General features: G+C 56.2%; 18 protein-coding genes and 4 pseudogenes. 4 read left to right on the top strand and 18 right to left on the bottom strand.

From position 1 onward, the window contains the following. Window positions 1–96: 96 nt before the first annotated feature. The 4 genes and pseudogenes from ppa to BLU63_RS14295 all read left to right on the top strand — a co-directional run. Window positions 97–624 carry an inorganic diphosphatase gene (gene ppa / locus BLU63_RS14310; protein WP_008052339.1) on the top strand — a complete coding sequence of 176 codons (528 nt, stop codon included), beginning with the start codon at window positions 97–99 and terminating at the stop codon, window positions 622–624. 230 nt (window positions 625–854) lie between these two features. Further along, window positions 855–1,601, top strand: a complete 747-nt coding sequence (locus BLU63_RS14305; protein ID WP_077749225.1) for a S24 family peptidase — start codon at window positions 855–857, stop codon at window positions 1,599–1,601. 468 nt (window positions 1,602–2,069) lie between these two features. Further along, a pseudogene (locus BLU63_RS14300) lies at window positions 2,070–2,313 on the top strand (IS3 family transposase); the annotation flags it as partial. Then, a pseudogene (locus BLU63_RS14295) lies at window positions 2,285–2,440 on the top strand (reverse transcriptase N-terminal domain-containing protein); the annotation flags it as partial. The pseudogenes BLU63_RS14300 and BLU63_RS14295, both read left to right, overlap by 29 nt. 593 nt (window positions 2,441–3,033) lie before the next feature. Here BLU63_RS14295 and BLU63_RS14285 read toward each other — a convergent pair. From BLU63_RS14285 to BLU63_RS14195, 18 genes and pseudogenes are all read right to left on the bottom strand, one after another. After that, window positions 3,034–4,677, bottom strand: a complete 1,644-nt coding sequence (locus tag BLU63_RS14285) for a hypothetical protein (protein WP_231990961.1) — start codon at window positions 4,675–4,677, stop codon at window positions 3,034–3,036. Window positions 4,678–5,059: 382 nt separating this feature from the next. Continuing rightward, a pseudogene (gene rffA, locus BLU63_RS14280) lies at window positions 5,060–5,881 on the bottom strand (dTDP-4-amino-4,6-dideoxygalactose transaminase); the annotation flags it as partial. A 500-nt stretch (window positions 5,882–6,381) separates the two neighbouring features. Next, window positions 6,382–7,926, bottom strand: a complete 1,545-nt coding sequence (gene tnpC, locus BLU63_RS14275) for an IS66 family transposase (protein WP_077750535.1) — start codon at window positions 7,924–7,926, stop codon at window positions 6,382–6,384. Window positions 7,927–7,942: 16 nt separating this feature from the next. After that, a complete protein-coding gene (gene tnpB, locus BLU63_RS14270; RefSeq protein ID WP_231990920.1) occupies window positions 7,943–8,302 on the bottom strand; it encodes an IS66 family insertion sequence element accessory protein TnpB in 360 nt (119 codons plus the stop codon). 84 nt (window positions 8,303–8,386) lie between these two features. Beyond that, a pseudogene (locus BLU63_RS14265) lies at window positions 8,387–8,713 on the bottom strand (aminotransferase class I/II-fold pyridoxal phosphate-dependent enzyme); the annotation flags it as partial. A gap of 126 nt (window positions 8,714–8,839) precedes the next feature. Beyond that, window positions 8,840–9,475 (bottom strand): class I SAM-dependent methyltransferase, encoded by a 636-nt coding sequence (locus BLU63_RS14260; RefSeq protein ID WP_231990960.1) that lies wholly within the window; start codon window positions 9,473–9,475, stop codon window positions 8,840–8,842. A 17-nt stretch (window positions 9,476–9,492) separates the two neighbouring features. Further along, window positions 9,493–10,455, bottom strand: coding sequence for a lysylphosphatidylglycerol synthase transmembrane domain-containing protein (locus BLU63_RS14255; protein WP_083375674.1), 963 nt, complete (start codon window positions 10,453–10,455; stop codon window positions 9,493–9,495). A 121-nt stretch (window positions 10,456–10,576) separates the two neighbouring features. Beyond that, the gene (locus tag BLU63_RS14250) at window positions 10,577–10,813 is read right to left on the bottom strand and encodes an acyl carrier protein (RefSeq protein WP_083375673.1); all 237 of its coding nucleotides are present in this window, start codon (window positions 10,811–10,813) and stop codon (window positions 10,577–10,579) included. 295 nt (window positions 10,814–11,108) lie between these two features. Continuing rightward, on the bottom strand, window positions 11,109–11,738 hold the full coding sequence (locus BLU63_RS14245) for a hypothetical protein (protein ID WP_144443450.1): 630 nt from the start codon (window positions 11,736–11,738) through the stop codon (window positions 11,109–11,111). Continuing rightward, on the bottom strand, window positions 11,735–12,631 hold the full coding sequence (locus tag BLU63_RS14240) for a DapH/DapD/GlmU-related protein (RefSeq protein ID WP_159454570.1): 897 nt from the start codon (window positions 12,629–12,631) through the stop codon (window positions 11,735–11,737). Before BLU63_RS14240 ends, BLU63_RS14245 begins: the two co-directional genes overlap by 4 nt. Before the next feature lie 2 nt (window positions 12,632–12,633). Then, window positions 12,634–13,584, bottom strand: a complete 951-nt coding sequence (locus BLU63_RS14235; RefSeq protein WP_159454569.1) for a glycosyltransferase family 2 protein — start codon at window positions 13,582–13,584, stop codon at window positions 12,634–12,636. Window positions 13,585–13,869: 285 nt separating this feature from the next. Continuing rightward, complete coding sequence (locus BLU63_RS14230; RefSeq protein ID WP_083375669.1) at window positions 13,870–14,049, bottom strand: hypothetical protein; 180 nt, start codon at window positions 14,047–14,049, stop codon at window positions 13,870–13,872. Window positions 14,050–14,683: 634 nt separating this feature from the next. Continuing rightward, window positions 14,684–15,169: a hypothetical protein gene (locus tag BLU63_RS32760; protein WP_231990959.1), complete on the bottom strand. Its 486-nt coding sequence runs from the start codon at window positions 15,167–15,169 to the stop codon at window positions 14,684–14,686. Between the two features lie 343 nt (window positions 15,170–15,512). Further along, complete coding sequence (locus BLU63_RS14215) at window positions 15,513–16,328, bottom strand: YfaP family protein (RefSeq protein ID WP_083375667.1); 816 nt, start codon at window positions 16,326–16,328, stop codon at window positions 15,513–15,515. A 3-nt stretch (window positions 16,329–16,331) separates the two neighbouring features. Beyond that, a complete protein-coding gene (locus BLU63_RS14210) occupies window positions 16,332–17,951 on the bottom strand; it encodes a DUF2300 domain-containing protein (protein ID WP_083375666.1) in 1,620 nt (539 codons plus the stop codon). Between the two features lies 1 nt (window position 17,952). Next, the gene (locus BLU63_RS14205; protein WP_083375665.1) at window positions 17,953–22,518 is read right to left on the bottom strand and encodes an alpha-2-macroglobulin family protein; all 4,566 of its coding nucleotides are present in this window, start codon (window positions 22,516–22,518) and stop codon (window positions 17,953–17,955) included. Then, the gene (locus BLU63_RS14200; RefSeq protein ID WP_186353740.1) at window positions 22,515–23,117 is read right to left on the bottom strand and encodes a DUF1175 domain-containing protein; all 603 of its coding nucleotides are present in this window, start codon (window positions 23,115–23,117) and stop codon (window positions 22,515–22,517) included. The genes BLU63_RS14205 and BLU63_RS14200 overlap by 4 nt, the downstream gene beginning before the upstream one ends. Window positions 23,118–23,149: 32 nt before the next feature. Beyond that, complete coding sequence (locus BLU63_RS14195) at window positions 23,150–24,862, bottom strand: DUF2138 domain-containing protein (RefSeq protein WP_083375664.1); 1,713 nt, start codon at window positions 24,860–24,862, stop codon at window positions 23,150–23,152. Window positions 24,863–24,891 lie beyond the last annotated feature (29 nt).

Raw genomic sequence — 24,891 nt, 5'->3', positions numbered from 1 at the left:
GCACATAGCAACGGTGGCGGAATATGCCTATAATCGCCGCCACTTTTTGGTCAATCCGGCCAAGTGTTTTTGGTCAACTAACGGGGGCACCGCCCAATGAGCTACAGCAAGATTCCGGCTGGCAAAGACCTGCCGAACGACATCTACGTCGCGATCGAGATCCCGGCCAACCACGCGCCGATCAAGTACGAAATCGACAAAGACAGCGATTGCCTGTTCGTTGACCGTTTCATGGCCACCCCGATGTTCTACCCGGCCAACTACGGTTACATCCCGAACACCCTGGCCGACGACGGTGACCCCCTCGACGTGCTGGTCGTTACCCCTTACCCGGTAGCGCCAGGCTCGGTGATCCGCGCTCGTCCGGTCGGCATCCTGAACATGACCGACGACGGCGGCGGCGATGCCAAAGTCATCGCAGTCCCACACGACAAGCTGTCCCAGCTGTACGTCGACGTCAAGGAATACACCGACCTGCCACCCCTGCTGATTCAGCAGATCGAGCACTTCTTCGCGAACTACAAAGATCTCGAAAAAGGCAAATGGGTGAAAATCGAAGGCTGGGCCGGTGCAGATGCCGCTCGCGACGCCATCACCAAGTCGGTTGCAGCCTACAAAGGCTGAGACGCCACTAGCCTCGCGCCTGTGACGACTTAAAAAAAACCCCGGTTGATCCGGGGTTTTTTGTGGGCGTCTATCAAGGGCCTTTTAAACGCAGCGTTTAATTTCAGAACGCTACGTTTTTTCTTGTTTAATTTGTTCCAAATACGTCTTACATCCGGTCGTAAATTTCCCTCGAAATTTGAACGGCTCGTTTATTCAAAGCCCGGCGCAGCAGCCGTAGACTCGTGTTTATGAAAAAGAACACTAGCGGCCCACGGTTTAAAGCGCTCCTCGAAAAAGCGAAAATAACGACGACAGGATTTGCCGCTTTCTTCGACACGGAGCCGCAAAATATCCATAACTGGTACACCCGCGGTGTGCCCGCCTACCGCATGGAAGAGGTCTCCAGATTACTCTCGGTAAACAGTGACTGGCTCAAAACAGGTGAAGGCCCACAAGACTCCAAACACCTGCGCCTTCTCGACGAGGCCGGCAACACCTTCGACGCCCAGGCCATTCGCGGCATCTACACGGTGGTCGAGCCCACCGACGTCAAACTGCCCCTCTTCAAGGAAATCCCCATCGCCCCGGGGTCCTGTAAAACCCACGTCGCCGAAGACCCCGGCCAATTCATCCGCCTGCCCAAAAGCCACCTCGACTCCCTGGAAATCAAATACACGGATGTCTTCTGCGTCCACATGATCGGCAACGGCATGGGCGAGCGCATTGAGGACGGCTCCACCCTGGCCATCGACCGCGGACTGACCAAAGTGATTGACGGGGAAATCTATGCCATCGAGCACGACGGGATGCTGCGAATCAAATACCTGCACCGGATGCCCGGCAACGCCCTGCGGCTGCGCAGCTACAACAAAGCTGAACACCCGGATGAAATCTTCAATGCCGAGCAGATTGATAAGCAGAACATCAGGGTGCTGGGCTGGGTGTTCTGGTGGTCGACCCTGAACAAACGGCGGCCGGCGGTGCCGTTTTTGTAGCACCGCGCCGTATTCATCGCGAGCGCTCCCACAGGCACTGCGCAATCCATGTGGGAGCGAGCCTGCTCGCGGTGAGGGCGGAACATTCACGCTAAAATTCCGGCCGGGTCACTTAATCCCGAGCTCCGATAGCTCTAAGACGCACACCGCACTGGGAATTCCCCGAAAAAATCAGTATGCTGCGCCCCACATTTGCGCATCACCCCGCCCCGCGGCTCTGATCGCACCGACAAGGCAGATGACTTTCTCGCCGAGTCCCACAGCCGGACGCAAGATCCGGGTGTACGTTTTGAAGGCTGGTGAGGTTTACCAAAAATGAACCAAGCCAGTCCCCGAGAAGCCGGCCACAAGCCGGCTTTTTAATGCCTGAAAGCCACGCAGAATGCGGGCTGAATATGAAACGACATCTTTGACCCACACCTAAGCGTTGGGTACGCCGCTGCTCCATCGACTCGATTTCGATGGCACAAGAGATCTGTGTTGATTCACTCATGCCAAGGAAGTCCGTTCAGTAGCTCGACTGGCAAAGCTTCCTGAAGGCTAACAACGTGGTCAGCAGTATCAGCCGTCGTGGGATCAGCCACGTCAACGCCGCTGCAGAGAGCTTTTTCCAGCATTGAAGCGGGAGCGAATCCGAAAAAAAATCTATGGACCGCGCGAAGAAGAAGCCCGGAACGATATTTTCGATTATATCGAGATGCTCTATAACCCTAGTTGTGCGGCGAGTCACGGAGAACCGGGGTCGCAGGACGCCGGGGGTCGATGGCGAAACGTGGGAGACGCCCGAAGCCAAACTTCGAGGCGTGATGTGTCTATCGATCAAGCGGGGTTACTGTTCTTAACCGTTGAAGCGGGTATGGAAATACGTGACTACGCTACGTACTGGAGCGCTTTCCGCTGGTAGCTGCGATTGAAGACTTCGAAGCCTTGCTGCCATGGAACGGCTCCCCGCCTATCTCGCGCTAAATACACACATCGTTTTTTGCCATGTGTGGTTTATGGGGCGCTTACCCCTTTTCTACACTCTGCCACCACGAGTAATAACAATAGAGGCAATAGAGTGGACATAAAGCAAGAGGTGAAATGATTGACGTGCGGTGCGCTGAGGACAATGTGCTTGGATTTGAAAAGGCATGAAGACGCATGGAGTTTTCACCATGCGTTGGAAGCTCGACTTACCCAATTCAACCTGACCCAACACCCAGAGAAAGCACGGTTACTGCGCTTTGGTAGATATGCAGGCGAAGATTGTAAGAAACGTGGCGAGGAGAAACCGGAAACATTCGATTTTCTGGGGTTCACACATTTTTGCAGTCTAGCCAAGAACGGCATGTTCGAAGTTGGGGCGGTTGGTCGCGCAATTGCCTCATGCATCGAAACTTCTCGGCCCCCCGATTCCGGGGTGCCGATAGCACTAAAGCCGGTACGCAAGTCAGAGCTTGCCGAAATTGACACAACAGTAACCCATATCGTCCTTCTCCTGCGCCTGCCGGAATTCAGACGGCACCCATTCGCAACGCGTGACCAGGCCTGGGCTATTCAGTCCTTTGAGAAATGGCAGCAGCCTTCCGTTGCTCAAGTCGCCACCGTAGCCGATTTCAGACACGTAGAGCACGTGGATCGGTTGCTTGTCGCGCAAAAAGGCAAAATATGTCATGTGGTCCACTACGACATTTTCTGCCGACTCCGCAGGAATACCACATGACACCCCCAGCTTACTGATTGAATCCAAGTGAAGCTGAGATCCCAGCACCGGAATCGAAAGCGGCTGCCCGGGCAAACTCGATTGCGCGAAGGAGGAGTTACGTGTGATGGCAGGGGTCACGAGGGTTAACAGTGTCACCATCGACGCCATGGAAAGCAGCAATAACAGTGAATAGGCTATTAGTGTGGGTGTGTTGCTCAGCTTCACTGCGCGCCGGGAGTGCATCAACAGGACTGCGATGATGATCGATACAGGCATGAATTGATTAGCTGCATAAAAATTCTGTATGTTGTAAAAAAACGCATTGATTAAATCTGCGCCGACCAATAACAGCGCCAGCACGACAGACGCAGACACTTGGCGGCGAACCAGTTGCAACAGAAATACCGCGATACTTACAACGTGGACTCCGATAATAAACGCGTACAGAGAGTAATAAATGGCAAGATTGAGGTACGGCAACGCTTCAAAGCTACCGACCATAGGAGGCAGCCAGCCCGATTGAAAAGTTTCATTAAAGGTCAGATGTATCAACAACCGGTCAGGGAAGCTCATTAAATTATTGAAAGCTGCGCTGACAAACTCAGCTGGTGCAGAGAACAGCATACCCGGTAACAATGTGTTGAACGCCAGCATTTTTTGAATGTTCGGCGCATCCTGGCAGCCCGCCAGAGCGCTGAAATAGTGAAAGTTCTGAATGCACAGAACCACGACGAACAGCCACAAGCCATAGCGAATCGCTTTGTGGTACGTTGCCGTCGCGAACCACACGGCCGCTAGCGCGAATGGCGCATAGAACATGCTCTTCGGGTGAGCATAGAAAAATAATGTCAGCAACAATGCAAGCCCAACAGTCATTGCCACCTGCGCGTGCGCAGACTTCTGCTCCTTGAAGAACAGTGCCAACAAGCAAAGCACAAGGATCGGCAGCATCAGAAGTTGTTCAGGACGCGACAAGGCCCACAGATAGGGTAGGATACCCAAAGAAGCCACCGCCACCAATCCAGCGAAGCGCTGAAGAGCCCCTCCAGTATCACGTGCCTGCGTCAAGCACCAATAAGCGAGTAAGGCAAACCAGATCAGCGATAAAGAAATCCCGCTCACTCTCAAGCCAAGAGGACCCAAGTGGGCATAGATCGCCGACAGTAATATGCCGGCCGGATAAAATACCCATGAAACTGTCCGCCCGGCAGTTGTTGTGCATTGTGGATAAAGGGTAACCGCATTTCCGTCCTCCAGAAATAGCCGCGCAACCCTGAATTTTGTCATGACTTCATCGGAGTAAACCGGAAGAAATACCCCGCTCAGTAATACAGCAAAAAACAATACCAGAACAATTATTGGAATTTTATTTGTTAAAACAGCTCTCATTCTTCAACACCCAGTCGATTTAAAAAACGATTATTCTATCTTCGTCAGTAAAGGCTTATTAATCGGCGCCAATGGTAGCCCAATCCCAGCATTGAACCTGCATTGTATCCATCGAACCTGAAAGCTCTCTGGAAACTCCGGGTAAGGCCTCAGATGTGCTGAAATGCGCTCTGACTACCTGAAGCGAGCCTATAAAATCACTTCGTTACGCCAGTTCGCCCGGTAAACCCCCATTTTTAGTACTCGCCAAAAGTAGAGGTCGGGCCACTAGTGTGCTGAGCGGTTAGTTCATTTATCTACTGGTCAGGATATACCGTGCGTCCAATGTCATGGGTGCAGCTACGCAGTGTGCAGATCAGCAATTGCACGCTGCGTGTCCTCTTCAGGATACGGCGCGCTGTAGCGAGTCGACGATACCTGCCTGTTGTTCCGTTGTCAGCCCCACCCACAGTGGCAAGCGAATCAAGCACTCCGACAGGGTGTCTGTATTTGTCATCGCGCCATGTTGTCGGCCATAGCGCAGTCCTGCCGGAGAGGAATGCAGCGGTACGTAATGGAACACAGGGTGGATATTGTCGTGTTTAAGTTTCTCTAGCGTGCGTTGGCGATCGATGCCGGGAGCAAGCAAGACATAGTACATGTGTGCATTGTGTGTGCAATCTGCCGGAATGATCGGGCGGCGTACTGCGCCTGTCGATTCAAGCCCTTCGAGCGCTTGGTGATAGTGGTTCCAGCTGTCCAGGCGATTTTGTGTAATCGACTGTGCCTCTTCCAGCTGGGCCCAAAGAAAAGCGGCGGTCAATTCACCTGGCAGGTAGGAAGAACCGACTTCCTGCCAAGTGTACTTGTCCACTTCACCTCTGAAGAAACGGCTGCGGTCCGTACCTTTCTCCCGAATAACCTCGGCGCGTAATGACAGTGTCGGGTCGTTAACCAATAGCGCACCCCCTTCGCCGGATATCACGTTCTTGGTTTCATGGAAGCTATATGCACCCAGATCACCAATACTGCCCAAGGCTCTTCCTTTATAGGAGGCCATGACCCCCTGCGCAGCATCCTCAACCACGCGGAGACCGTACCGGCGGGCGATCTCCATAATCGTGTCCATTTCGCATGCGACGCCAGCGTAGTGAACCGGAACGATTGCCTTGGTGCGAGGTGTAATCGCAGCCTCAATCAAGCGTTCGTCCAGGTTCAGTGTGTCGTAAGCGCTCCATGAACCCCGCATTCAAAGTTACCACCTGATCCCAGACGCGGTGCCCCGTATATTTCTCTACCTGTGGCACATAAATAGCTCACCTACCATTTTGCTGGCATAAGAATGCCAATGTTTGGCTATTTTAGTGGCACAAAAATGCCAAAGTTTGGTTATTTCAGTGGCATAAAAATGCCAAGGCCAGGTATTTCAGGTGGCACAAAAGATGGGCCCTATTTCTGTGGTATTTAAGTGCCATTCAAATGCCACATAAATGCCACGAAAATGGAGAAGTACGCCCCATCTGTGCTCATGTGAGCCATTTTTGACCTGTACCAGGGGTAGGACTATTTTTGTACCGGGGGTAGGATTTTCCGTTTTTACAGGGCTTTGGAGGCCCAAAAAACGTACCGAGTCTATTACGTGTTGAGTGGATTTGGCGGTACAGCAAAGGATATCGAAAGGTCTCGATAGCGTACGATCCACCCCCCCCCACGATAGGGTCAGGCTTAACGTCGTATCTCTGGCGAACAGTTCCACGGCAGCAGCGCTTCATAATCCGCGACCGACTGCGCATGTGGTAACTGCTCCAGTACGTGGCGTAGCCACGTATAAGGCTCTTGGCCGTTGACCTTGGCGGTCTCCACCAGGCTGTAGATCTGAGCACTGGCGGTAGCGCCTTTGGGCGTGTCGCTGAACAGCCACGCCTTACGACCGATAACGAACGGTTTTATCGCCCGTTCGGCCGCATTGTTGTCGATCGGTAAAAAGCCGGCTTCCACGTACCGCTCCAGCCGGTTCCAGTTGTTGGCAAGATAGTTAACAGCCTTGCCCAGCACACTTTGTGGCGTGACTTGGGGCTGCGTTTTCTCCAACCAGCTTTTCAACTGAGCCAGGATCGGTACGCTCTTTTGCTGACGGCCGATTAAACGCTGTTCATCATCGCTGTCCTTGAGCTCGCGCTCGATGCCATACAGCTTGTTGATCATTGTTAGGGCGATATCGGCACGTCCCGTCTTGCCCTTCGGCTGCACTTTCTGAGCCTCGACCAACTTGCGGCGCGCATGGGCCATGCAGGCCAGCCGTTCAACCCCCGGCTGCAACGCCAAGGCGTTATAGCCCGCGTAATCATCGGTCATCACATAGCCGCGATAACTTTCCAGCAGACGCAACGGAACCTCCTGCGCACGGCTGGACGTGTAGTCGAACAACACGACTTTACGATCTGGCGGACCGCTGGTTTGTACCCACATCCAGGATTGGCTGGTCGGGTCTCGACCTGGCTCTTTCAATACTTGAACACGGGTTTCATCGCAATGGATCACCGGGCTTTCCAGTAATCGGTCGCGCATTAGGTTCAGCAGTGGCTGAAAGTGTTCGCTGCACTGCATCACCCAGCGCGCCAGTGTTTGCCTTGGTATATCGATACCGTGTCGACTTAACACCGTCTCGAAACGATGCAGCGGCAAGCCGTCGACGTACTTGGTGGTCAGCAACATGGCCAGAACGCTCGGGCTGGCCATGCTCTTTTCGATCAGTTGAGCCGGTTTGTCGGCGGTGACCGGTGCCGTTTCGCAGCCACGGCAACCGTAAACCTTGCGGATATGTTTGATGACACGGATCTGCATCGGCACGATATCCAGCTGTTCGCTGACTTCTTCGCTGATCACATGCTTGCGGCAACCGCAGGCACAGGTCAGTTCGTGCTCGGGCAGTTCGTGGATGACTTCGATACGCGGCAGATCGGCCGACAGAGGCTTGCGCTTGCCGCGACGTGGCGCCGGAGCCACAACTTCTTCGTCAGCGTCGCCGACGGAAGGCATCGGCTCGCTTTCGGGCTCGTTGAACAGCGCCAATTGCGGGGTATTGGGTTCAACGGTCTGCTCAGATTTACGATTGAACAGGCGGTCGCGCAGCAGCTTGATCTGTTCTTTCAGATCGACGATATGAGTCTGGTATGCCTCAGCCGTAACCTGCTGACGGCTGAGCGCCTCAAGCAACATTTGCTTGAGCAGAACAGGGTCATCTGGGAGGTCTTCGGGCATTAAATTCATGCCCGGATTATACCGGTCAGGCGACGAATCTTGGAGTCAAAACTTGATGAGGGCGGTTGCGCCACAGGTCAAAACCGTCGAGCAGCCAGTTCAGCTCCTGAACCGTCAACACGATGGCCTCGTCGGCGGCATCGGGTGATGTTTTAAAACGCTCAGACTCCAAGCGCTTAAGCCAAAGGCAGAAGCCATTGCGCTCCCAGTAGAGGATTTTCACCCGGTTACGGTGGCGATTCAGGAATACAAAAAGCACGGGGTCGAACACCGCCACTTTTATGTCCAGCTCGACCAGCGCAGCGAGGCCATCAATGGACTTTCTGAAGTCCACGGGCTTGGGGTAGAGATAAACTTTTTGAACTTTGGCGTCGGGTCGCATCATGACGAGCTGGCCTCCTGAGAGAATCGGGAGCACAGCATCCGGCATCAGCTAAGCGCTTTGAATGTGGGGTTCATGGAGCGCTTACAGTGTGTCTTCTCTGATATCGACAAACACCGGTATTCCACCGCGCAATACAAAAGCGTTGGCAGTGGAAACGAAGGTGTAAGAGGGCATGATGATCTCATCCCCAGGTTCAATATTGAGCAATAGGGCTGACATTTCCAGGGCAGCAGTACAAGAGTGCGTCAACAGTGCCTTTTCGGTGGCGGTGTACTGTTCAAGCCACTGATGGCAACGTCGAGTGAAGGGGCCGTCACCAGCAAGCTTATTAAGGAACTTCGCTTCTGCAATATAGTAAAGTTCCTTTCCCGTCATGAAAGGGCGATTGAAGGGGATTTTAACGTCGCTCACTGTAGGTCTCCAGATTATTGTTTTTTGGCTAACAGCAAGAGTGAGCCGCCGAGAGGAAAGGTGATACCTACCTTCAAAAGGTCAAACTGTATCTTCATAACGAATTCAAGGAGCCGATTGGTCCGGTCAGAAATATCGAACTCGCTGTTTACTTCCGCATTTTTTTGACCGCTGTCGTGCCAGCCACATCAAGGAGACGAGCAGGGCGACAAAGGATGTGACGTATTGAACCTCAAGGCCGGCGCGGCCAGCCTTGTCGAAAAGCTCGCGTTGAGTGTAGCGGCGCACATGACAGGCACGTTCATCCGCAGCGGACCACCGCCAGCGGTGCTGGGGAGCGGTCAGCAATAGATGACCATCCTTATGCGGTGCGCGGGAAAGGTTCGCCAGTACCTGTTCATCTTCATTGATATGTTCGATGACATCAAAAGCGCCAATTACATCAAATCGCTCTGCATCGTTCATGGCGCGCGCGTCCAGCTTTTCAAAGCTTGCGCCGGGCACGCGTCGACGTGCATGTATTAGGCCTTCATCGAAAAACTCGGTGCCGGTGAGTGTCGTTTCGGAAAATTCCTGGTGAGTCCCTTCCAGCACAAGGCCGGTACCACAACCAATCTCCAGGAAATTCCGGATTTTGCCGATGCGAGATTTCAGCACCCAAATGATCACGCGGTTACGGGCGCGAAACCACCAGTGGCGTGCCTCTGCCAGGGCAAGCACCTCAAAGGCGGACTTGGGGAGCGGGGTGCGATCTGGGGGCATCAATCTGGCTCTCTGTTTTAGTCTCTGTCCTTCTGGCGATTTTCCCGAATAGTATCCCACATGTAAATAAAGCCACCGCAAGTGGCAGGGATCAGGGCCATTAGAGTGTAGTTTGCCAGGGAGGCGCCTACAGCTATATTGGCTGGTACGTCTAGTAGACCATAAAAATAAACAAAAAAACCTTCGCGCACCCCAAGCCCGCCCACTGTTATTGGAACCATGGTCAGGATGGCGATGACTGGATAGAGAGCAAAGTGCTGAATGAAGGGGATGTCATAACCATAGGCACGAAATACTAGATAAACTACCGATATCAGAGATATTTGATAACAGCAGATAAAAAGCAGGGATGACGTGAGCGCCTGCCGGTAGGGGAAGTTTATCGTGCTGGCATGAAGCTTTTGAATATACCCCAGCAATAGAGAAAGTAACGAATTTTTGACGGTGCGGCGGCTATAAAGTGCATAGGTTTTTTTGCTGGTCAATATAATTTGGGTCACTACTGCTATGCTGCTGACGGCACCGATGGTTATGATGAGCAGCGTGTAGTTGTCTGATGCAGGTAAGAAGGGCAGGGCAAAAAGCGTAAAGGTACATAACACCAATAGTCCAATCATGCGCTCAATAATTACCGTACTGCCTGCGGTACCCCGCTTTTTCGGGTGGCGTCGTTCGATGTGAAGCATACGAAAGGCATCCGCTCCCTGTGTTGAGGGTAAAATCAAACCTTGAAATTGAGAGATCAGATTTATTTTCCAGAGGTTTGTTAACGCTTCGTCAATCGAATTGAGCCGCAGGAACACTTGCCAGCGGTTGGCAGAAAAAAAAGAACTCAAAGTGATTGGGATAACAGCAGCCAGCGCAAGGTAGTGCCATGCTATAATGTCGCTGATTAATGCCGTTAGCTTAAGGTCAAATGTGTGTATGAGAAATGCACAGAAAAAAAACGCGATCAACAATTTCAAAAACGTCAAAGGCATGCAGGGTGCTCAACGTAGGAAGGTTAGGCTAACGCTATGTAGAAAACCCTGTCACGGTCAAGAACGGCATGAGGGAGAGTGTACATATTGTCTGCCTCCCCTACATGACAAGGGATGTCGGTTATTGCAGTTTTGATTTTATGTAATTGGCCAGATCATTGATGGTTTTAAGGCCTTCAATATCCTCGTCAGGTATCTCGATGACGTAGTGATCCTGGATAGACAGAATGATATTGAACATGCCGAGAGAGTCAACACCCTGGTCGCTGAGGCTAATATTGTCGCGTAGCGTTGAGGCATCTGCTACAACATCAGCCTGGGAAATAATGTTGATAAGTTGTTCTTTTGTCTGGGGCATGGTTAGTAATTCATCGTATAGGTGTTGTAGTTACCCCGACCGGTACGTTTGTACTGCGGGAGGGAAGCTTGGTGGCATTGCTGGCAGTTGACGAGGTTGTCTGCAGGCTACTGAGCTGAACGGTGGTCATGTTGCCACACTCCATGCAACAGAGGGGGGCTGCTCTGTTGCCAGCTTCAAAAAGATGTCGCACATTAGCAGTTGTCGAGAGAGGCGTGTAGTGTTGATCGTCGAGCCACAAGCCTCGCTGAACTGTCGCCTCGCCTTGCTGCAAGGTTCGTATGCCAGCGGTAGGCTACTCGACTTTGAGGGCACTGAAGTAAAGCATGCCGATATGTTCTGCACTGAGCTCAATGCGACTACGGGTCAATCGAGTGCCCAGCGTCTGCTCAAGTGTCAGCCCTACCCCGCTCAAGTCAGAACACGGCGGCCACTTCGGGCTTTCCCAGCGACAAAAAACCCACTGGCTGCCACTGGGTATGCTCAATTCCTTGAGATGCAGTGCCTTGTTCATGGATACCAGCACTTCGATCGGAGAGAAGTCATCTGGCATGGTGGTCAGGCTCACTGACCGATGGGCGGGTGTGAAAACACATTGTTTTTCAACCAGCGACTCGTCGTAAGCACATCGTGTATCGGCGCAACCTTCGGCTTGGATCAATTTGCCTTCATGATCAATACAATCGAGTTGAAAGGTGAACGTAGCGACAGCCTCACCCGGCAATGATCGAGGGGTTGATCTAGGCCACCAGTGACAGGTGAGTAGGTGGTTGGTCATTCTACTGATTCTGAAGTCCAGCTTTTCGATCCGTGCGTGCGGTGCGTGGCGAGTGATGGCCTGCATCGTGGCATTGAGCATGTCGGCCCCTTGTATGTAGGTTCGTTCGCCTTTGAATCCCAGTGATAGCTCGATGAAGTGCATCACTTTTGTTTCCTGAGGTGGGCTGTCATGTTAGCCCTGTGATTGATTGCGAAGTTTCCAGAAATGACGCTGTTTGGCGCGATGTCGCCGATGACAACCGAGCCCATTTTTATTTGTACCGCGTCGCCAATCTCAAGGCCCTGTGCGATGGAGCAAGAGGCGCCAACCCATGCGCCGGTCCCCAGGCGTGTGCGTCCTGCAATAACGGTATTGCCAGAAATCACAGAGTTCTTGCCAATCACGGCGCCATGACCAATGTTGGTCATGATGCCGATCTGGCAGTTTTCTCTGATGGTTGTCGGCTGCTGGAACAAGGACCTCGCGATTACTGCGCCAGCAAGTATCTGGCAACCCGATTCAATGCGTACACCGCCCTGATGTTTGACCACCATCAGCGTGCCGTTGTCGTTGCGTAGCGTGATCAAGCCCTCGGCGCCTACAACGGCATTTGAACCGATGTAGACATCGTCTCCGATCTCGACGAGACCTTCGATCACCACGTTTGCTGAAATTTCCACATTGTTACCCAGTGTGGCCAGTGGCGAGATAACGGCGCTGGGGTGCAGCGTGCAATTTTCGCCGATGCTCGGTGCTTGCGCAGTTGCGTACTCAGTATCTTCACTCAAACGGTTGTAGAGGCGGAAAAAAGAGGTGCGTGGGTCGGCGCAGAATACAATTGATTTTTCAGTCGCAAACTCTTCATTTTTTAAATTTTCGGGGCATAAGACACACGCGACATTGGGTGTAGCCAAAGCTTTTTGCAAATAGTGCAAGTTCTGACAGTACACCAGTGCGCCTGGCGTTTGCGCATCGATTTCGTCGAGGTGTGCAAATACCCCATTGTTTAAAATGTGTTCAGCAGGGAAATAATCCACGACGCGATAAGCGGATGCCATCATTACTCCACATGCTCTTCAATAATGGGGAATTGACTGAGGTGGGTTGCATTTTCGACCAGTCTTCCGAGGTACTCGCCTTGCACACCTAGAGCCAGAAGGATGTTGCCGGCGAGGAATGACAGCAAAATCGCCAGCGACGCCCAGCCGGGCACTATATGATCGGTCAGGAGGGTGCGCAGCAGAATATACATAGCGAAAAAAATGCTCGACGCGCTGACCAAAAAGCCCCAGATCGACACGTAGCGAAGTGGTAACAGGGAGTAATTGACGATAAGGAACGAAAGCGTTTTGAACATCTTGCCAAGAGAGTAAGTGCTCGGGCCGCCATCGGCGCGCGGCGCGTGGCGAATGCTCACGTTCGCCATCATGCTGACGGGCACCGAATTAAAAAGCATCGCGGCGATATGTGGGTGCGAACCCTGATACCTGACGAGCTGTCTTGCCACCTGTTGACTCATGGCCCTGTAGCTTGAGAGGCTGAAACCGGTCGGTTTGCCCATGATCTTGCTAACCAGTTTTTGGTTAATGCGCGAAGCCATGTTGCGCCAGGCGCTATGCTGTTTTTCAGCCATCGGGATCTTTCCGATGACGACATGCTTGCCGGCTTGAAGTTGATCAATAAACAGTGGGAGGTCTTCCGGGAAGCACTGCAGGTCATCGTCGATTGTCACGACAAATCGTTTGCAGGCATAGCCGATGCCGCACAGCGTAGCGTGTTGTTGTCCCTTGTTCTTCGCGAAGCGAACGACTTTGACTCTGTGGTCTTGTTCGTGAAGTGCCAGAGCGGCAAGCCACGTCTGGTCTGGGCTCGCGTCATCCACAAGAATAACCTCCCAGTCTTCGCAGATCTGATCAAGAGTCGCGCGTGCACGCTCGTAAAATTGCGGGAGCGTACTGGCGCTTTTATAAACGGGTACCACCAAGCTTACTGAGACGGTTTTACTAATCACCTTGAGCCTCATCCTGATCATTCGATTGTGCGATGACGCATCATGCTGCTAACGCGTCCTGCCTGGATTTACTGGCTTGTAGAGTTGCTGGTTGGCATCGCACGTAGAGGGGGGGGGATGCCATATGCCCATCGTTTGGTAATACTCAGGGAACCGAGCACATGAACTACATTACTCATGTAGGGTGGACCATCTGACTCTATCAGCAACCAAGCGTCGGACAACTGTGTATAAGGGCACCGAACGAAGCATGTTGATAGATCCATTAAAGGCACGGATTTTAAGCTATGCGAGGAAAGGTGTCACGGCGCGGGAAACTTGACCTCTCGCTTTCAATCTTTGAGGGGAGTGGCAGGCTTTGTCATGGTTGAAGCCTTGCAGGTCAAGCCAGTTCTTGACCTCAAGATCGAGGGCCTCTTTGGTGTCAATCAACAGGCTGGCTAGACGTTCACGGGATATGATCATTGGGGCGCATCCTGGGGAGGTCCAGAGAGGTTGGACGCAATAGGACCAGAGGCGTCTGTATGTGACCGCCTCCCTGCCGGTCACCTCTTCGGCGTGCAATGATCACCCCGCGTGTAAACAGTGGTCAGCACCAATCCAAATGTTTGGTACTAGCCCGCCCCCCCCAGCGGGCAATGCCTTAGACGGGCGGCCTTGTGATGATCCTCGCGCGTACGGTTTAAGAAACTATCAAATATCCTCGCCCTTTAGGGCTCCAGGAATCATCAATCATCAATCATCTTTGTGATGACTGCTGAAAACAGTTCACCGATTCTGAATTCGAACCGTCATGCTCCAGTTTCTCCGCAACTGGAGTTTCATCAATGTTCTTGCACGTGCCCAGTACGGCGGCGCTCAGGCACTCGCGAGTGGTGTTTCTCTCAGTTCAAGATCTCGCGACGAATCTTGTCCTGCTCTCGCAGCTCTTCGGCCAGGTCTCGCAGCAACGGCCTCATCCCGCCATCCCATGCATTGCGCGATGCAACAGCCTTACCCTCGGAGCTTCGCGGTCCGGTGCTTTGTTCCCAAGGTCGCCATTGCCGGATCAGCTTCGCCTGCCGTGCCCGTCGCTCGGGTGTCCAGCCGTTCGCCATGCTCAACCTTCCAATAGTTCGTTCTGCGCTTTTTTGGTTTTCCGCGTGCGCGCGGGCTCCTCTTGAATACCGTTGTTGACCTGAACCTGATTGCCGATGTTCGCCTGCTTCACGAAAGCGACCTGCTTGGGGGTTTTGAGTTCGCCCAAGGTCTGCAAGGTAGTAGCCCGGGCCTGGTTTTGGGCCTTGAGCGCCAGGCGCATGTAGGACTCCAGTCCATCTATATGTTTGGCCGATAGTGCCCAACTCGCGAGCTGCGTGAAAAGAGCATCCAAAGTGTGCGCCTGCGCCACCAGCAGGTCTTTTGCTCGGGTCATGTCGCCACAGTTGATTGCAGCCGTCTGCCGACTCAGTTCGAGGACAACCTCGATAAACGGCGTCTTGCCGATCAGGTTATTACTGACCAGCAATGCGGCGCTAAGGCATTCCGGTGTCAGGTAATTGCGGGCGTTGGCCTGGTCCTCATTTTCCTCAATGGCTAACTTCACTGTCGGGGCCGGAAAAGACGACACTTAAAACCGACGCTTACCGGAATCTAACTTATCAATCCGGCACGCCCGTGATTACCAATACGGTCAAGTCCTCGCCAACCCGCGAGTGGTGCGGTATCACGCTGTGGGCTGTGATAATTCCAGTGCCATTGAAACTGCCAGTTTGCGAGTCGTACTACGAACAATCATTCGGCAACGATGTATTTGGAAATACCGTAGTGTTGCTCAATTCCGAGCAAAAGGTACGCGAACCCTTTTATGCCTGTGGCCCGCTTATGATGCTTGGGCCAATCAGTCATGGCTATGAAGGTAACGCTCTGTGTGGGACGTTCCCCTAAATTCACGGATAACTAAACCCCTTAACCAACGTCAACTCCCCCACCGCCCGCATCGGCACCAAGAACGTCTCCATCTTCTCGTTCGGCGTCCCTTCCTCCGTAATCACCGTCACCTGCGCCGTCGTCAGCGCTTGAACCGCCTCTTCCTGCCCGTCCTCATCACTCCGATACCCACCCCCGAAGTAATTCACATAGACGAGGTATTGGCCTTTGATTGGCGCCGGCATGGCGAAGATTTCCGGGCCGTATCCCGTCGTCACGTCGACATCGAGCGCAGCGCCATTGGGAACAGCGCGGTCGCCGTACCAGATGTGGGCGCCATCAGGCGTGATGAGGTGCAGGTCCAGATCCGTCCCATCGCTGTCCCACGCCAGCAGCACGCGCAACTTGGCCGGCGTAGCCCCACCACTGACATTAAGAAACTGCGTCCGAGACCGTTGCTGCCCATCAGGGCTGCGAACTTCAACGCTGTTGCTGCCATTGGGAAACGAGAACGGTCGATCAAAACGCCCAGACGGATCAATCTTCAGCGGCATGCTGACGCCGTTGACGATCAACCGCCCAGGTTCACTGGACTTTGGCGTGGCGTTGATCTGCCCGGTGATACGGGCGGTATTGGCTTGGCCGACCGGCGTGTTCACCGAGGAGGCTGGATAGTTAACGGTTTGACGAAAGTTTTCACCTTCACCTTCGGACGCGCCAGTGCGCCAGCCACCAACGGGCGTATTGAGTTTCACGCCACTCTCAGCCGCAAAAACTGCGGGCAATACACAAAAAGAACAAAGGAACAGGAAGACCTGTGGATAACGGAGTTTCATGGCCTATTCCAGCAAGAGGTGGCGGGCGAGCCCTTCGATGTAGGTTTCATCCTGGCCGTTGGGGTGTGCTTCGAAGGCCAGGTGCAGGTATTCGTGGGTCAGGTCGAGACGGTCTTGCAGTGACAGCACGCCGCGCACGTAGATGCGCTGGCGTTCGCGGTCGACGTAGGGGCGCCCGAAGGCCAGGCGGCAGACGGCGAAAGTGCTGACGTCGTTGTAGCCGACCTCGCTTTCCAACTGCGCACGCCAGCCGCGGCGTTGCTTTAGTAGCCAGTCTTGCGCGGCGGGCAGAGCTTCGCAGGAGGCGACGGGGTTGTCCCAGCGGCTGAGGCTGGCGCGTGGGTAGGCGTGCAGCAGGATGGCGTCGTAGCGCTGGCCGGCGTTGGCTTGTTCGATGGCGTGCTGCCAAGAGAGTTTGTCCGGACCGGGTTGGTCGGAGTGGTAAGTGACGGTGCTGCCGGCGAGGACGAGGTCGCTGGTCCAGGCGGCGATGTGGCGTGACTCGGCGGTGGCCGGGCGTGGGGCGACGCGTTGGCGGTTGCTGCTGTCGTCGATGCTCAGGCAGTCGCCGTGGCGGGTGGCGTTTTGCAGCAGATAGGTTCTGATCGCGACAGCCAGGGCTTTGGCGGCTTCAATGGGTTCGGGTTTGGCTTCCCTTTGCAGGACGCGGGCGACGTATTCTTCACGGTCGAGTCGAGCGACGAGTTTGCCCTTCAGCAAAAACAGTTCGCCGTCGCTGTGGATATCGAGTTGATTGCCGTTGGCGAATTCGACGCGATAGTCGCCCAGCAGAGGCCCGGAAGAAACAACCCGATCCCCCGCAAGAACACGCTCGATCGGATAACGAGAAAACAGACCGACTTCGACGCAACGTCCCGCATCCAAAGGCCACTCAACCGGCAACACAGAAGCCAACACCCCACCGTAGTGACGCAAGACCATTTGACTGGTCCCCCGGCCGCCCGCCCAGATCGGCGTACCGTCCGCCGTCCATCCGGCAAACCCGCCCTGACGCGACGCAGGGTCCTGATCGCCCAACCAGCTCCAGGTTTTCACCCGCAACCGGCCACCGAGTTCGCCGACGACATTGCCGTCAGCGGCGCTTAGCACCACATCGAGCAACACCCGCCGCGCCTGGTCCTGCGCCGGCATCACGGCCAGCACTTTCAGCAATTCAGCCACGGAAACTCGCGTAGAAGGCTGCAACGAAGGCAGGTTCAGCAACCATTCCGGCGCCTGCCGTGCTTGCCAATAATCCCGCCAGCCAGCCTCAGAAATACCCAATCGCGCAGGCTCAAAGTACAAGCCACATGACTTCACTAACGCCTGATCGCGCTCGATCTTGCCGCCAGCAGCGCAGCAATACACTTCCTCTTTCGACTGCCCGCGACACTCGTAAGCGGGCTCACGAGCGCCGGTGTCCACCAGCCAGCCGTACACAAACAACTTCCACAAACTGCCGAGCGGTGCCTGCACATCAGCAGGCAATGGCTCACGTGAAATCACTTGAGTCTGGCTTAACGAAATCAACTCGCCCTTGAAGCCCAGACGCAGCGGCTCCTCCTGCGCTGTCGCCAGCGCAGGGATCAAACACAGCAGCCACCAGACCAGCGGTCGGGTCATGTCAGTTGACCGTGGCCTGGCCGAGGGCCGGTTTCTGTTCCTGGGCTTGATGCTGCGGCGCGTAGACCTGAGTGAAACGCACCGGCGGCAGGTTGAATTGGCCTTTCTGCGAGAAGCGCACCAGATGACGCAGGCGCAGTTCGCCGCTCAAGGCATCGACCGGAATCGCATAAGCCATCTGGCCCGGCTCGAAACGCGCTTTCTCCAACGCGGTAGCTTCCGTGCCGGCCTTGCCCATCAACTTGATGCCCCACGTCGTGCGTTCGACATCGGCGCCCGGTGGCAGCGGCACTTCGAGCATGCCGTAGCGCAGCGGTTTGGCGGCTTTGCTGGTGATGATCACTTCGTCCAGGTACAGGCTGTCGCTGGACAACGGCTGGGTGCCGACGGCTTCCAGTTTGAAGGTGAAGGCTTCGTCACCCGGCACCAGACGCGACAGGCGACGGGTGATGGTCACGGCCATCGGATCGACCGGTGGTTGCTTGGTCTGGAAGCTCAATGCCGCTCGCAACGGACGTTCTTGCGTCCCGGTCAGCGACAACACCGCCGGTACGGGTGAAGCGCCCTGCCACGTCCAGTACATTTCACCGGTAGCACCGTGTTGTTTTTTCCAGCCTTCACCCGGGGCCAGTGCGATGGTGGGCGATGCCTGCTCGATGCTGCGTTGCAACCAGGTCAGCGCCAAAGCGCGCTCCAGGGTCGATTGCTGCGGCAGCAAACGCTGCAACAACGCTTGCGCACGAGCCTGATCGAAGGGTTGTAGCGACAGGTTCAAGGCTTCGGCAAATGGCTGAGAACTGACCGCCAAACGCTGCTGGGCATCCGGCAGTTGACGATTGAATGCGTCCGGCAGAGTCACCTTCGATTGCTTCGCCAACGAGGCAGTCAGCGTACGAGCAGCCGCCAAGCCAAGCGCCGAATCAGGATCGCTCATGACAAGGCTGTCCTCGCCATCTTCCATCAGATTCGCCGCGCTGCCCTCGCCTGCTTTCGCCAGGTCATCCATCAACCCACTGAGCAAGGTGTTGACCGGCAATTGCATCTGCCTGGCGAACGAAAGAATCAGCGCCCGCTGCAGCAACGGCGTGTTTTTCGCCTGCTTGGAATACACCTCCAGCACCCGCTGCCAATGCTCCGGCGGCAGGCTCAGTTCCAGCGCTTTGCTGGCGTGCCAGTCGGCGTAATAGGCGTAGGCAGTGAGGAACGCATCCGGCTCGCCGTCCATGCCCCACCAAGTGAAACTCGCCGACGGCCCGGCCATTTGCACCAGGCGCAGACGGCTGTTTTGCATGATCAGGCGCAAGCGATCGCGGATCTGCGGGTTCGACGACAAGGTCGGGTACGCAATGCTCAATGGCAGCAAACGACTCGCGGTTTGTTCGACGCCACCGTACGGATAGCTCAGGAGATCATCGAGCGCCGAGCGGAACAGCGCTTGCGGACTGTCATCCAGACGCAGGCGAATATCCGTCGCGTCCGCCGGCAAGGTCAGCGGCGTATCACCGCTGGCCACGTCCAGGCTTTGGCTTTGCGTGACCTGCCAGCCTTCGCCGGTCGCGGTCAGGCGCACGGCGAGGGCGTCGGCGGTTTTGCCGTCCTGCACCAGTTCGGCGGTCCACTCGCCGGAGGTCAACGCGAACGCTGGCAGCGCGATGTAGTTGATGCCGTTGTTCAGGGTCACCGGCACGCGCTGTTCGGCGCCGCCGTAATGGATCACCAACTCGGCCTTGACCGGTTTTTCCGCCTGGCTGAAGGCGAACACACCGAGATCCGGTTTGTCACCATTGCGGAATTGGGTCGGGCCGCTCCATTTCAGGTACAGCGGTTTCTCCGAGCGCAGGAATTGCTTCTTCTGCCCGACCTGCCCGTCATCGGCGATGGCTCGGGCAGTGATGCGCCAGCGGGTCAGCGAGTCCGGCATTTTGAAGGTGAAGCGGGTTTTGCCGTTGGCGTCGGTGATCAACTCAGGTTCCCACGCGGCGGTGTCGACGTCTTCACGGCGCGGCCGCTCCAGCACTTTCACCCCGCGCTCGCTGCGGTTGGCTTTACCCGGTGCGCCAGGGCTGCCCGGCAACGCAACGTCGTAGCTGATGAACGACAGGCTGGCGCTGGTGCGCACGTTGTTGCGGCGTGGGTGGTAGAAGAATTGGTCGATGGTCGGCGCGACTTCCGGTTGCAGCGCATAGACCATTTCATCGACCACGCTGACCGTCAGGTGTGCCGGAATCGGCTTGCCGGCGAACTGGGTAGTCAGGTCCACCGACACGGTATCGCCCGGCTGATATGCCTCTTTATCAGTGGCAATGGCCACGTCGATCTGCGGCGCGATCACCTTGATGCCGGCGTTCTGGAAGCTGTACTGACCGCCCTTGGTGTACAGCACCGAGAAGGTCAGGTTCGGCGCGAAGGTGTCCTTCACCGGGATGCGCGCGCGGTATTGGGTGTCGCTGAGTTTTTCCATCTTCAGCCAGTCGCCGCCCTTGGACAGCAACGCCGTGGACTCGACCTTGTCACGCTCCAGCGACAGCAATGCATCGCTGACTGGCTCAGGGAAAGTGATCAGCGCCAAGGCTTCGTCGCCCGCCTTGTACTCGGGCTTGTCGAGGACGATTTCCACAGTGCCGGGCACGGCTTTGACGCCATCGCCGGTCACCGAATGGCCGGTGGCGCCGACGACTCGGCCATGGTCATCCTTCAACGTCAGGTTGTAGGTGCCTGGACGGTCGAAGGCCAAGGTGAAGCTTTTATCCGTCGCGGCGAGTTTGCCTTCGCCAGTGCTCTGGTCTTCAAGCCGCACCCAACTGTAGCTGCCCGGCATGACGGCTTTGGCCTGCTCGCTGCCCCCTTCATTCAAATAGCTGAACGCAACCTTGTCACCCACTGCGCTGAAGCGCTGCGGTGCACTCAAGCGGAAACTCGCGGCGCCACGGTCGATGAGGATTTCCTTGGTGGTCTTGACCCGATACGCCGCGCCATCGCTGGCAAACACGGTGAGCATGTAACGGCTCGGTTTCTCGGCGGCCGGCAGGTCGAGGGTCGCGTTGCCTTTGCTGTCGGTGGTCAGTTCGGTGCTGGTCAGCTCCACCGGGAATTGCCCGAGGTATTGCAGTTCGTTGTCGACCATCGACAGTTGCTGGGCGCGCAGGCTCAGGCTCAATTTTGCGTTCGCCACCGGCTTGCCGTCCGGGTACAGCAGCACCAGGCTGCCCTTGACCGGTTCGCCGGTTCGGTAATCCTGCTTGGCCAGGTTCAGCGAGATTTCGAAGTGCGGCTTGATGTATTCGGCTACGCGGAAAGCGCTGCTGTAGGCCTGGTCCTTGTAGCTGAAACGCAGTTCATAACCGCCGGCCACGGCGTTATCCGGCAACTGGAATCGGCCTTGGGTGCCAGCCTTGGAATCAAGCTTCAGCGCCAGCGATTGCAGCGCCGTGCCGGTGGCATCGAGTACCGTCACGTTGACGTCGGCAGCGGTCGGTGCCACGGAATCCCGGGCGTTCTTGAACTCGCGACCGACGATTTTCAGCGACACCCAATCCCCCGGCCGATACAGCGGCCGGTCGGTGAAGGCATAGAGTTTGGTGTCGTAGATTTCGCTGTCGTAATAGAAGTTCTCGGAGACAAACACCCCACCCTCTTCGTCCTCGCCAATCACGAACGAACGCTCGGGGCTGACGTGTTTCAGGCGCAGCAAACCATCGGCATCGGTGGCGCCGCTGCTCATCACGCCGAGACCATCGGTCCACAGCACATTGACCTTCGGCACCGAACTGCCTTCGTGCTTGCGCGCAGCCCAGACCACCAGTTCATCACCGGCAATCTTGCTCACGGCCACAGTGTTGGAAACGAACACCATGGTGGTCGCACGGTACTTGCCGATCAGCGCTTCCACCAGGTACAGACCGGGTTTCAAATTGCCCAGCGGAATGTACACGTTGCCCGGCGCGACGCTGACGAACTCACTGGAAGAACCGGCCAGATTCACACCGGTTGGCGGCTGGATCGGTTTGGCTTGCCACAGCGGATAACGGAACTGGCTGACCACCGGCAAACCCGGAATCAGCGCGAATTGCGGCTGAGCGTCGTAAGGCGTGGGTGCGGCAATCGCGCTGCCCATCTTCAGTTCCGGCACTTCCTCGGTGACTTGTTTGCGCGACTCGTAGGAAAACGCCCGCTGCATCACCCGACGGGATTTTCGATACCAGTTGTCCCACAGGTACGCGAGCGTATTCGACAGGCCTTCACCCTTGAACTGACCGTCGCTGACCACGCGGTGCAGGTTCTTCTGGCGCTTGAGGAAATCCAGCGGTTTGTCGATGCGGTACACGCGAATGTCGGCGCCGCCATAGGGCTCCATGCGGAAACGACGGTAATCGCGTCCCGGCGCTTCGAGACGCACCATCGCCTGTTCGTCACTGGCGAAACTGCTGTCCGCCAGCAGGAAAAAGCTTTCACCGGCCACCGGCGTGTAGCCGCTCGGCTCGACGGTGTCTTCGGCGTTGACCGCCGTAAACGGCAGCACCAAAACCAACAGCAGAGGCAGGAAACGCAACATGCGGGCACCGATCATTGGGAGAGAAAGTTCAGTCGATAGACGCCGATGAAGTTGGGGTTGGCTGCGTCGGGTATCCATCGGGTGTCCTTCCATGTCATGAGTTGCTGCAGGCTCGCGGAACGCATGCCGTTGTCAGTGGGGGTGGTGGTGCCGGTGTGATAGGCAATGAAGCGGCCCATCCAGATCATCAGGTGCTGGTCGTCGCCCTGATCGAAAAACATCAGGTCGCCGGGTCGGGCTTGCGCCAGATCGCGACCGACCAGATGGCTGTTGAACTGAATCAACTTGATCGCGTTGACGTAGGGCCCGACCTTGCCGCCGCCCTGCTGCCACTGCTGGGCGAGGCTGCGTTGGGCCTCGCTCAATTGCAGCTCCGGCGGCAGGTAGCGGTTGCTCAGGCCATTGCTGCGCAGCCATTTGTCGTCATGGACTTTCAGCGCTTCGTTGGCGGCGAAGCGCACCAGTCCGGCGCAGTCCTGCTGATACCAGCGCGGGCTGGGGCCTTGGGTCAGCTGCTCCTGGGCGATGCGCACGAACCAAGCGCGAAACACCTGGGACTGCTGCGGATCCAGCGCTGCGGCTTCTCCAGCAAACGCGCGACTGCCCAGCAACATCGCCAGCAGGCCGAGGCCTCGGATAAGTGCGGTCACAGCGCTTTCCACTCCAGCGGCAGCCACTGCCAATGGCCGTCAGGCTCGCTGCCTTCGGGCAAAGTCAGGGCGTACTTGCCATAGCCGCCAAGCTTGCGCAGTTTCGGGATCAGGTAGGTTTGCGCGGCGTTGTAGAACACCGGCTCCATGTCCTGCGGCAGGCTGTCGAGGGTTTCCTGCTGCATCAGTTGCGCCATGGATTCCGGGCCGAAGTAGACCGGCATCAGCAGGTCTTTCGGCACCACATCAGCCATCGGCGGGAAACGTTTGTCGAGGGTGCCGAGGGCCTTGTCCACGAGCTTGTCATCGAGGGAGAACAGCAACGTCGAACCGTGACGCGCCAGGCTGACTTTCATGAACGCCTTGCCGGTGATCGAGTCAGGGTTCTCGGCGTCCTTGGCTTTGTAGGGACCGAAGTTGGAGCTGACCTGACGCAGCCACTGATGGCTTTGGCCTTCCTGTTTCTCGACCACGGGGAACGCGTGTTCTTCGACGTTGCCTTCATAGGCGCCAACCATCGAGCCGAACAGGTTGCCCAAGTCACCGTCGAGTTTGGCGCTGTCGTCGTCATTCAGGCTGGCCACCAGCAACGGCGTGTACAACCGCGAATCGGCGTACCAGCACAGCCCGGCGGCCCCGGCCATGTGTTCGGTCAGCGCCTGGGCGACGGATTCTTCGGCGCCGAGTTTCACCAGCAGCGGTTTCTGCTGTTCGGCGGCGAGCGGCAGGGCCACGCAAGCGCTGGCGCCCATTGGCATGGCTTGCCAGACCGGTTTGAAATCGAAGTCCGGCTGGTTGTCCAGTTCGTCCATGGCGAGGAAGCTGTGCCAGCCCTTGTCGTCCATGTCGAAGCGCAGGCCGGCGAAATTCGGGATGAAACGCTGGTAACCCATGGCCAGGACGCTCGCGTTGACCGACAGGCGTTGTTTCACCTCGGGCGCACGCGGTGGCAGGCCGAAGGCTTCGGGGAACAGTTTGTCACCGTTGAGCAACGCGGCGATGGACTGGGTCGAGACGCTGCCCGGTTCTTCCGAAGCTCCGCCTTCTGAATCGTAGAGTTTGGTCGGGTTGGACAGCACCACCAGTTTGTCGCCATGGGAGGCGAACAGCAGCGCCTTGCTGGCGTTGTAAGTGAGTTGATAAAGCGTCACATCGTCGGTGCCGACTTTCACTGTGGCGACGGTGGTCAGCTGCGAATCATCCAGCGCCACTTTCGCCAGCGGCTCCAGCACCTTGGCCAGCCCACCGCGATCCATCACCAACAAAAAGTCTTTCAGCCGGCCGTCCGCCCCACGCCACAACGCCACATCCGCCGGTTGATCGAAGAGCTGCTCGATCAAACTGTCCTGCAACTTCAGGTCATGTTCGTAAATGATCCGCCGCAGACTGCCGATCAGGCCGAGGCGATCCGCATGCGCTTCGTAATAGAAGACGAAATCCTCGGTCAGGGTTTCCTTGAGGAACGGCACCGCCAGCAAGTCTTTGGGCAATTGGCTCAGGGAATGGGTTTCGAGCAGACCGTCCGGGCGGCTCATGCCCAGCTTGTCGCTGGCCAGTTCGGCCGGTGGCGCCTTGGGTTTGTGCATGAACCAGCCCAAGCCGGCCGCGACGCCGGCGACCAGACACAGCCCGATCACAACGGCCGTCCAGCGGCGAGGAGTTTTGGCTGCAGGCGTTTCGGCGGCCGGAGAAACAGTGTTATCGCTCATGTTCACAAAACCCGATGTCATCCGTGGAG

Source organism: Pseudomonas mandelii, from assembly GCF_900106065.1.
Taxonomy (GTDB): domain Bacteria; phylum Pseudomonadota; class Gammaproteobacteria; order Pseudomonadales; family Pseudomonadaceae; genus Aquipseudomonas; species Aquipseudomonas mandelii.
Note: the sequence above shows the minus strand (reverse complement) of the source record. Positions and strands in the feature narration are given on the sequence as shown.